At 69.1% G+C, this 8,241-nt stretch carries 9 protein-coding genes; 4 read left to right on the top strand and 5 right to left on the bottom strand.

Annotation, left to right across the window (positions count from 1 at the left end; all coding sequences use genetic code 11):
• Positions 1-68: 68 nt before the first annotated feature.
• Positions 69-1,529, bottom strand: a complete 1,461-nt coding sequence (locus LCL61_RS02365; protein WP_340685292.1) for an oligopeptide:H+ symporter — start codon at positions 1,527-1,529, stop codon at positions 69-71.
• Between the two features lie 286 nt (positions 1,530-1,815).
• Between LCL61_RS02365 and nhaA the strand changes: the two genes are divergently transcribed.
• The 4 genes from nhaA to LCL61_RS02345 all read left to right on the top strand — a co-directional run bounded on the left by nhaA (position 1,816) and on the right by LCL61_RS02345 (position 4,961).
• Positions 1,816-2,937 carry a Na+/H+ antiporter NhaA gene (gene nhaA, locus LCL61_RS02360; RefSeq protein ID WP_340688476.1) on the top strand — a complete coding sequence of 374 codons (1,122 nt, stop codon included), beginning with the start codon at positions 1,816-1,818 and terminating at the stop codon, positions 2,935-2,937.
• A gap of 177 nt (positions 2,938-3,114) precedes the next feature.
• Positions 3,115-3,609, top strand: a complete 495-nt coding sequence (locus LCL61_RS02355; RefSeq protein WP_340688475.1) for a phage holin family protein — start codon at positions 3,115-3,117, stop codon at positions 3,607-3,609.
• Positions 3,610-3,624: 15 nt separating this feature from the next.
• Positions 3,625-4,548: an alpha/beta hydrolase gene (locus LCL61_RS02350; RefSeq protein WP_340685291.1), complete on the top strand. Its 924-nt coding sequence runs from the start codon at positions 3,625-3,627 to the stop codon at positions 4,546-4,548.
• A complete protein-coding gene (locus LCL61_RS02345) occupies positions 4,545-4,961 on the top strand; it encodes a DUF1992 domain-containing protein (protein ID WP_340685290.1) in 417 nt (138 codons plus the stop codon). The genes LCL61_RS02350 and LCL61_RS02345 overlap by 4 nt, the downstream gene beginning before the upstream one ends.
• A 22-nt stretch (positions 4,962-4,983) precedes the next feature.
• Here the strand turns inward: LCL61_RS02345 and LCL61_RS02340 are convergent, their stop codons facing one another.
• From LCL61_RS02340 to nth, 4 genes are read right to left on the bottom strand one after another with little or no spacing between them, the layout of a single operon-like run.
• Entirely contained in the window at positions 4,984-6,168 is a 1,185-nt protein-coding gene (locus LCL61_RS02340; RefSeq protein WP_340685289.1) for a MarP family serine protease, read from the bottom strand.
• Between the two features lie 6 nt (positions 6,169-6,174).
• Positions 6,175-6,882 carry a CoA pyrophosphatase gene (locus LCL61_RS02335; protein ID WP_340685288.1) on the bottom strand — a complete coding sequence of 236 codons (708 nt, stop codon included), beginning with the start codon at positions 6,880-6,882 and terminating at the stop codon, positions 6,175-6,177.
• Positions 6,879-7,475: a TlpA disulfide reductase family protein gene (locus tag LCL61_RS02330; protein ID WP_340685287.1), complete on the bottom strand. Its 597-nt coding sequence runs from the start codon at positions 7,473-7,475 to the stop codon at positions 6,879-6,881. The genes LCL61_RS02335 and LCL61_RS02330 overlap by 4 nt, the downstream gene beginning before the upstream one ends.
• The gene (gene nth, locus LCL61_RS02325; protein WP_340688474.1) at positions 7,472-8,155 is read right to left on the bottom strand and encodes an endonuclease III; all 684 of its coding nucleotides are present in this window, start codon (positions 8,153-8,155) and stop codon (positions 7,472-7,474) included. Before nth ends, LCL61_RS02330 begins: the two co-directional genes overlap by 4 nt.
• Between the last annotated feature and the right edge of the window lie 86 nt (positions 8,156-8,241).

Genomic DNA, 8,241 nt, shown 5'->3' with positions numbered 1-8,241 from the left:
GCTTCCTATGCGGTGAAGGGCCCTTTCAGCACGTTCGAGGATCGCTCGTCAGTGCGACATGAAGCGCGTCAGTGAACGCCCTTCATCAGCTTGCGGATCATCGGCGTCGCCACCAGGAGCGCCACACCGACCACGATGGCCACCCCGCCGACGATGCTGAAGTACGGCGCTTCGTCATCCACCGTGTAGAACTCGGCGAGCTTTCCGGACATCGCCGTACCGAGCGAGATGGACAGGAAGTTCAGCGCCACCATCTGCGTCCGGAACGCCTCCGGCGCGAGTTTGGTCGACAGCGAGAGACCGACCGGCGAAAGCATCAGTTCCGCCATGGTGAACACGAACAGGATGCCGGCCAGCGCGAGCAGCGGGCTCGCGTTCTTGCCGCTGCCGACCATCGGGAGGAACAGCAGGAACGCCACGCCCATGGTGACCGTGCCGAGTACGAACTTGATCGGCGACGACGGCTGCCGCGAGCCGAGTTTCGTCCAGATCGCCGCGACCACCGGCGCGAACAGGATGATGAACACCGGGTTGATCGAGTTGACCCACGCCACCGGCATCTCCCAGCCGAAGATCGTCCGGTTCAGGCGTTCGTCGGTGTAGGCCGCGACCACGGTGAACTGCTGCTGGTACAGCGAGAAGAACGCGGCGCTCGCGATGAACATCGGGATGAACGAGTACACCCGGCTGCGCTCGTCGGCGGTGATCTTCTTACTGCTGATGATCACCACGAAGTAGATCACCGAGATGACCGCGACGGCCCAGACGACGACGTCGACCAGGTTCGCCGGGGTGATCACGCCGAAGACCACGAGCAGCACGATCGCGGCGACACCTGCCGCGGTGCCGCCGAAGACCAGCGGCCGCTGCGACGCGGGCAGCGGGTTGGGGACCTCGCTCGCCTTCTCGCCGAGGTTCTTGCGGCCGATCGTGTACTGGATCAGGCCGAGCGCCATCCCGAACGCGGCGAGCCCGAAGCCGACGTGGAAACCGATCTCGCTCTGCGCGAGCCCGGTCAGCAGCGGGCCGACGAAGCCACCGACGTTCACGCCCATGTAGAAGATCGTGAAACCGCCGTCACGGCGCTCGTCGCCCGGCGCGTACAGCGTCCCGACGATGGCGGTGGCGTTGGACTTCAGCCCGCCACTGCCGACGGCCACGCAGACGAGACCGACACCGATACCGGCCAGACCGGGCAGGACCGCGAGGCTGATGTGGCCGATCATGATCAGGATCGCGCTGTAGAACAGCGTGCGTTCCGAGCCGAGCACCCGGTCCGCGACCCAGGCGCCGATCACCGCCGACAGGTAGACCATGCCGCCGTACGCGCCGACGATGCCGAGCGCGGAGGCCTTCGGCAGCGCCAGGCCGCCCTGGCTGACTTCGTAGTAGAGGTAGATCGGGAGGATGCCGAGCATCCCGTAGAACGAGAAACGCTCCCACATCTCGACGCCGAAGAGGTTCGCGAGCCCTCGTGGGTGCCCGAAAAACCTCGTGTCCCGCTGGACCTCGGTAGAGGTACTCACCATGCCGTCCTTAGTGAAGACATCGTTGTCGGTTTCCGGTTGACATGCTAGAAGCCCACTATGTGGACGGGACACCGACGTCCGCATGATCTCTGTGGCAGCTGTCATGAAGGTGAGATTTCCGCAGCTTGAGGCGTTAAAATGTCGTCAAGGTGCGCCGGGAAGTCTGGTCGGCAACAGTATTCGTCGTTGCCGAAAACCGGAGGATGCCGTGAGCACCGGCCCCACCCGTCCCGCGAAAGCCGTCGCGGAATTCGCCCGTTACCTCCGCACGGAGACGACCGGCGGAATGATCCTGCTCGCCGCCACCGCGGTCGCCCTCGTCTGGGCCAATTCGCCCATCGACGACATTTACCGCGCGATCCGCGATTTCCGGCTGGGCCCCGAATTCCTCCACCTGAATCTGACGATCGGCGACTGGGCGAAGGACGGCCTGCTCGCGTTGTTCTTCTTCGTCGCGGGGCTCGAACTCAAACGCGAACTCGTGGTCGGTGAACTTTCGCGGTTCAAGCAGGCGATCCTGCCGGTGGTCGCCGCGATCGGCGGCATGATCGTCCCGGCGCTGGTCGCGCTGTCCGTCGGCTGGGGAGCGCCGGGCATCGAACGCGCGTGGGCCATCCCGGTCGCCACGGACATCGCGTTCGCGCTGGGTGTCCTCGCGCTGACCGCGTCGAACCTCCCGAACAGCGCCCGCGTCTTCCTGCTCTCGCTCGCGGTGGTCGACGACCTCGGCGCGATCCTCCTCATCGCGATCCTGTTCACCGCGAAGTTCGACCTCGTCGCCGCCGGCGTCGCGGTCGTCGCCCTCGCGCTGTACGCCTACCTGCAGCACCGCCGCGTCCGCAGCGCCTGGATCTACGTGCCGCTGGCCTTGATCACCTGGGTCGCGGTGCACTCGGCGGGTATCCACGCCACGATCGCCGGCGTCGCGCTCGGCCTGCTCACCCGCGTCCGCGCCGACGACGGTGAGGAGCACGCGCCCGCGATCCGGCTCGAACACCGGTTGCAGCCGTGGTCGGCCGCGGTCGCGGTGCCGCTGTTCGCGCTGTTCGCGGCCGGGATCAAAGTGGACAGCGAATCGCTCGGAGCGGTGTTCACCACCGCGTTGCCGCTGGCCGTGCTGGTCGGCCTGGTCGGCGGGAAGCTGGTCGGGATCTTCGGCGCCAGCCTGCTCGCGGTGAAGTTCAAGCTCGCGGAGAAACCCAGGGGCATGGGCTGGCGGGACATCGGCGCGCTGTCGATGCTCGGCGGTGTCGGGTTCACCGTGAGCCTGCTGATCGCCGATCTCGCACTCGACGGGGAGGCCGTCGAACTGGCGAAGGCGGCGGTGCTGATCGCCTCGGCCATCGCCTCGCTCTCGGCCGCCGCGATGCTGCTGCACCGCAGCCGGGTGCACGCGCGCGAAGAGTGAGAACCGGCCCGGCCGGAGGCCTCGCCATCTCGGCGGCAGGGTGCCCGTGGCCGCTCCTCGCGGCGGCGTCACCCAGCCGCGCCCTGGCGACGCGATCGCGGTCGCGGGTTCATCGGAGGACATTGGGAAGGCGACACTCGCCGGTCCGTCGCGCCCGTGATCGGGGCACGTGGCACGATGGCCGGTGTGAGCAGCCCCAAGCACGAACGTACCGGCCCCGACGGCGTGGGGGCCGTGCCCTACCTCCCCCTGTCGAGCGATGACGACGTGGTAGCGAGCGAGCAGTCCCTCGGGAAACTCGTCGGCGATGCCACACAGCACGTCTCGACGCTGATCCGCGCCGAGGTCGAGCTGGCCAAATCCGAGGTCGTCGCGGAGGCGAAGAAGGGCCTGAAAGGCGCCATCTTCTTCCTGGTCGCGCTGGTCATCGGGCTGTACAGCTCGTTCTTCTTCTTTTTCTTCCTCGGCGAACTGCTGTCGGAGTGGCTGATGCGCTGGGCGGCGTTCGCGATCGTGTTCGGGCTGATGCTCGTCGCGACGGCGGCCGCGGGCTTCCTCGGCTACCGCAAGGTGAAGAAGATCAAGGCGCCGGAGCGCACGATCAACAGCTTCAAGGACACCGCCGCCGCGTTCAAGCCGCGTCACGAAGACGCGTCCGCGGACCGCGACTGAGAAGTCCTCGAGTCGGTGCAGGCGACACCGGATCCGTCGATCGTCCGGATCGACGGTCCGTGGACCCATCGTGACGTCTCGGCGAACGGCATCCGGCTGCACGTCGCCGAACTCGGTGACGGGCCGGTGGTTCTGCTGCTGCACGGGTTCGCCGAGTTCTGGTGGACCTGGCATCACCAGCTGAAGGCGCTCGCCGACGCCGGTTTCCGCGCGGTCGCGGTCGATCTGCGCGGGTACGGCGACTCGGACAAACCCCCGCGCGGCTACGACGCCTGGACTCTCGCGGGCGACGTCGGCGGGCTGATCAAGTCGCTCGGCGCGCGCAAGGCCCATCTCGTCGGGCATGCCTGGGGCGGCATGCTCGCGTGGACGGTCGGCGCGCTGCACCCGCGGCTGGTGTCGTCGGTCAGCGTGCTGGGCGGCGCGCATCCGCTGGCGTTGCGCCGGGCCGTCCGGCGGCCGGGACAGCTGCGGGCTTCGGGACATCTGTTCCGCTTCCAGTTGCCGATGGCGCCGGAAAAATGGCTGGTCAAGGACGACGCGCTCGCCGTCGAAGAGCTCTTCCGCGCCTGGTCTGGTCCACAGTGGACGGTCACTTCCGACTTCACCGAGACCGTGCGCGCGTTCCGGCAGGCGATGCTCGTGCCGGGGGTGCCGCACAGCGCGCTCGAGTACTACCGATGGGCGTTCCGCGCACAGTTCCGCGGCGAAGGACGCCGATTCAGCGAAGCACTGCGAGGCCGCTTCGCTCCCCGTGTGCTGCAACTGCACGGCGAGGAGGACAGGTGCGTCCTGCCCGACACCGCGGCGGCGTCACGTCGCTGGGCCCCGGACGCCCGCCTCGAGCGCTGGCCCGGGATCGGGCACTTCCCGCATCTGGAGGCCCCGGAGCGCACGTCGGCCGCGCTGCTGGACTTCTTCCGTATCTTGGGAACATGACCGAGCGCAAACCGACGGGCGTGTCGTTCGAGTCCTGGGTGGACCGGCAGATCAGCGCCGCGGAGGCGAAGGGCGAGTTCGACGACCTGCCCGGCGCGGGGAAGCCGCTGCCGAAAACGGACGGCAAGGACACCGCGCTGGCCTGGGTGGTGAACAAGGTGCGCGCCGAAGGGCACGACGTTTCGGCGCTCCTGCCGCCGTCGCTGGCGATCGCGAAGGAGCTGGACGACCTGCCGGACACCTTGGCGAAGGTGCGCCGGGAGGCACGGGTGCGGGAGATCGTCGAGGACCTGAACGAACGGATCCGCGCCGAGCACCGGCGTCCGGCCGGAGGCCCGGTGCTGCGGGCACGGCCGCTCGATGTGGAGGAGACGGTCGCTTCGTGGCGCGAAGGCCTCTCTCCGAACGCCTGACCTCCTCGCGCGTGCGATGGGCTCAGTTGGCGCAGGGCCCCGTCGAGGTGTTCGCGCTCAGCGCGGGAGCCGTCTCCACCACCGGCCGCACCTGCTCCGAAGTCAGCGTGAAGCCGGTCTCCGGATCCTCGACGGCCGCGCCGAAGACGACTCCGATGACCTCGCCTTCGGGGTTGATCATCGGCCCGCCCGAGTTACCGCTGCGCACCTGCCCGCGCACGGTGAACACGTCCCGCTGCACGGTGTTGGCCTCGTAGATGTCCGGTCCGCGCAGGTTGATCCGGCCGCGCACTCTGGCGGGCGTCGCGGTGTACGGGCCGTCGAGCGGGTAGCCGAGCACGATCGCGTTGTCACCCGCGCGCGCGACCCGCGGCGTGAACGGGAGCACCGGCGCCTGAAGCCTCGGCACCGCGAGCACGGCCACGTCGGCCTCGGGGTCGAAGTAGACGACCCTGGCCGGGAACCTGCCCGAAGTCGATTCGATGGCGACCTCGTCGGTCCCCGCGACGACGTGCGCGTTCGTCATCACGCGCTGCGGCGCGACGACGAATCCGCTGCCTTCCAGCGCCCGCGAGCACGAAGTCGCGTTGCCGCGGATCTTCACGACACTGCGGTGCACCTGTTTGACGATCGCGCTCGCCTGCAGCGCGGTGTCCGGCGGGCTGGTGTCCTGGACGTTCGGCTTCTGGAACGGGTCCACAATGGACGGGAAGCCGGACGCGTCCAGCAGTTTGCGCAGTTCGCTCGGGAAGCCCTGCGCCGCTTCCGGCATCACGTCGTTGACGCCGCCCAGCACCACCGAGCTGTTGATCGACTTCGCCAGCCCTGGCACACCCGAGACGGCCGTCAGCGGCGTCGCGATCAGCCACGCGACCACGAACACCACGGCGGCCTGCACCACCGCGCCGAGCGTCTTGTCGACACCGGAAAGCTTGTCCGGATTGATCTTCTGCCGCAGCTTCCGGCCTGCCCAGACACCGAGGGTCTCGCCGAGCGCGACCAGGAACACCACGGTGGCCACCGCGAAGGCGACCTTCGCCGCCGGATGCTGGAAGAGTTCGACGACCAGTGGCGCGATCTTGATCCCCGCGAGCGCGCCGAGCACCACCCCGACCAGCGAGGGGAGGGCGATGATCACCCCCTGGAACGCGCCGGACACGCCCGCCAGCAGCGCGAGGAGGATCACCAGTACGTCGACCCAGTTCACCGGCGCCTACTCCTTCTCCGGCACTTGCCGCCCGTCGACCCGCGCCTGATGTTCGGCCAACGCTACGTCAAGCTCCCGGACATCGCCGTGGTCCCAGTCCCGTTCCCAGCCGCCGAGCGACAACGTCATCGCCAGCAGTCCGCCCGTGAACCCCCAGACGAACATCCCGCCGACGTCGAACGCGGGCCCCTTCCAGTCGTAACCCTCGCGTTTGACCTGGAACCGGTTGGCCGGGTCGGTGAGCTCGGCGATCGGCACCCTGGCCACCGCCGCGGTCTCGCCGGGATCGACCGCGTGCACCGGCGACGGCGTCCGCCAGTAGGCGAGCACCGGCGTCACGGCGAAGCTCGACACCGGCACGAACAGTTCAGGGAAGACCGCCATGGGCAGCACGCCGGAGGGTTCGACGCCGGTCTCCTCCTCCGCCTCGCGCAACGCGGTGCCGACCGGCCCGCCGTCATCCGGCTCGGCGCCCCCGCCGGGGAAGCTGACCTGCCCGGCGTGCGAGCCGAGCGTGTCGGCGCGGCGCTGGAGCAGGACGTCGGGCCCCCGCGGGCCCTCGCCGAAGAGCATCAGGACGGACGCGGACCGGTAGGTCGCGTCCCTCGGCACGCTGAACCGGCTGAACGCGTCCGCGCCGACCTCGCCGCTGATCTTGACCAGCGGCTGCAACCAGGCGGGCACGTCCTCCGGGTCCACGAGTGGGCCGGTCATGGTGTCCCTTCCACAGCGGCGCGCACCTGGTCAGTGTTCAGGAAGACGCGTGGGTTCTCGATGAGCCGGACGTCGCCACCCGTCGTGACCAGGTACGTCGCGGGGAGAGAGGAAGGGACCTTCAGTGCCGTCCGCACCGGCCCCGACTGCCCGTCACCGTCGAACACCGACGGCAACCGGACACCCAGTTCGCTCAGCATCGCGAGCCCGTCGGCCCCGGAGCTCGCGACCTGGACGAGGAGCACGCGCGCGGCACCGGGCAGCGCGGCGTACTGCTGGAGCAACGGCAGTTCGGCGCGGCACGGCTCGCACCACGACGCCCACAGGTTGACCAGTACGGGACCACCCGAGACCACCTTGGCGAGGTCGACCCGCGAGCCGTCGCCGAGGCATTCGACATCGACTCCGCGCAGCTTCGCCACTTCGCCCGGCCCAGGCGGCGGACAGGGGGCGAGCGCGGCCTTCGCACGCGCGGCCGTGAGATCCCCCGACGTCTTGGCGGGTGCCTGGCCGTCACGCGTCGTGAGCAGCGCGACGATCAGGGCCACCACCAGCACGGCGGCCCCGAGGGCCAGTTTGGTGACCCTGGTCACCGGCCGGCCGCCAGTTCCAGGATGTGCTCGCGTTCTTCGCCCTTGACCAGCTTCGCGGCCTCTTCGAACCCCGTCGGGCCGATTCCGTACGAGGGGCACATCTTGGCCAGCGGGCAGGCGCCACAGGCGGGTTTACGGGCATGGCACACGCGGCGGCCGTGGAAGATCGTCCGGTGCGAGAGGAGCGTCCACTCCTTGCGCGGGATCAGCTCGCCGACGGCGTGCTCGACCTTGACCGGGTCCTCCTCCTCGGTCCAGCCCCAGCGGCGGACGAGACGGCCGAAATGGGTGTCGACGGTGATCCCGGGAACCCCGAAGGCGTCGCCGAGCACGACGTTGGCCGTCTTGCGGCCGACACCCGGCAGCGTGACGAGGTCCTTCAGCTTGCCGGGCACTTCGCCGTTGTAGCGCTCCACCAGCGCCGCGCCCAGGCCCATCAGCGAGTTCGCCTTCGCACGGAAGAACCCCGTCGGCCGGAGGTACTCCTCGAGTTCGGCGCGGTCGGCGCCGGCGTAATCGGCGGCCGTCCGGTAGCGGGCGAAGAGCGCGGGCGTGACCTGGTTCACGCGGACGTCGGTGGTCTGCGCCGAAAGCACGACCGCGACCAGCAATTCGAGCGGAGTGGTGAAGTCAAGCTCACAGTGCGCGTCCGGGAACTCGTCGTCGAGGCAACGCTTCATCCGCCTGGCGCGTCTCACCAACGCGAGCCGGCTTTCACCCTTGCCCTCCGCACGGGGGGCATTGGTGGGGGCAGGAGGCACCCCGA

The organism is Amycolatopsis coloradensis (assembly GCF_037997115.1).
Taxonomy (GTDB): domain Bacteria; phylum Actinomycetota; class Actinomycetes; order Mycobacteriales; family Pseudonocardiaceae; genus Amycolatopsis; species Amycolatopsis coloradensis_A.
This window is presented reverse-complemented; position numbering and strand designations above follow the sequence as displayed.

Bases quoted from the DNA above. Each gene is read 5' to 3' on its own strand.
- LCL61_RS02365 (WP_340685292.1), bottom strand. From the start codon at position 1,529: ATGGTGAGTACCTCTACCGAGGTCCAGCGGGACACGAGGTTTTTCGGG.
- LCL61_RS02335 (WP_340685288.1), bottom strand. From the start codon at position 6,882: ATGACCGGCCCACTCGTGGACCCGGAGGACGTGCCCGCCTGGTTGCAG.
- LCL61_RS02345 (WP_340685290.1), top strand. From the start codon at position 4,545: ATGACCGAGCGCAAACCGACGGGCGTGTCGTTCGAGTCCTGGGTGGAC.
- nhaA (WP_340688476.1), top strand. From the start codon at position 1,816: ATGATCCTGCTCGCCGCCACCGCGGTCGCCCTCGTCTGGGCCAATTCG.
- LCL61_RS02355 (WP_340688475.1), top strand. From the start codon at position 3,115: ATGGCCGGTGTGAGCAGCCCCAAGCACGAACGTACCGGCCCCGACGGC.
- nth (WP_340688474.1), bottom strand. From the start codon at position 8,155: ATGAAGCGTTGCCTCGACGACGAGTTCCCGGACGCGCACTGTGAGCTT.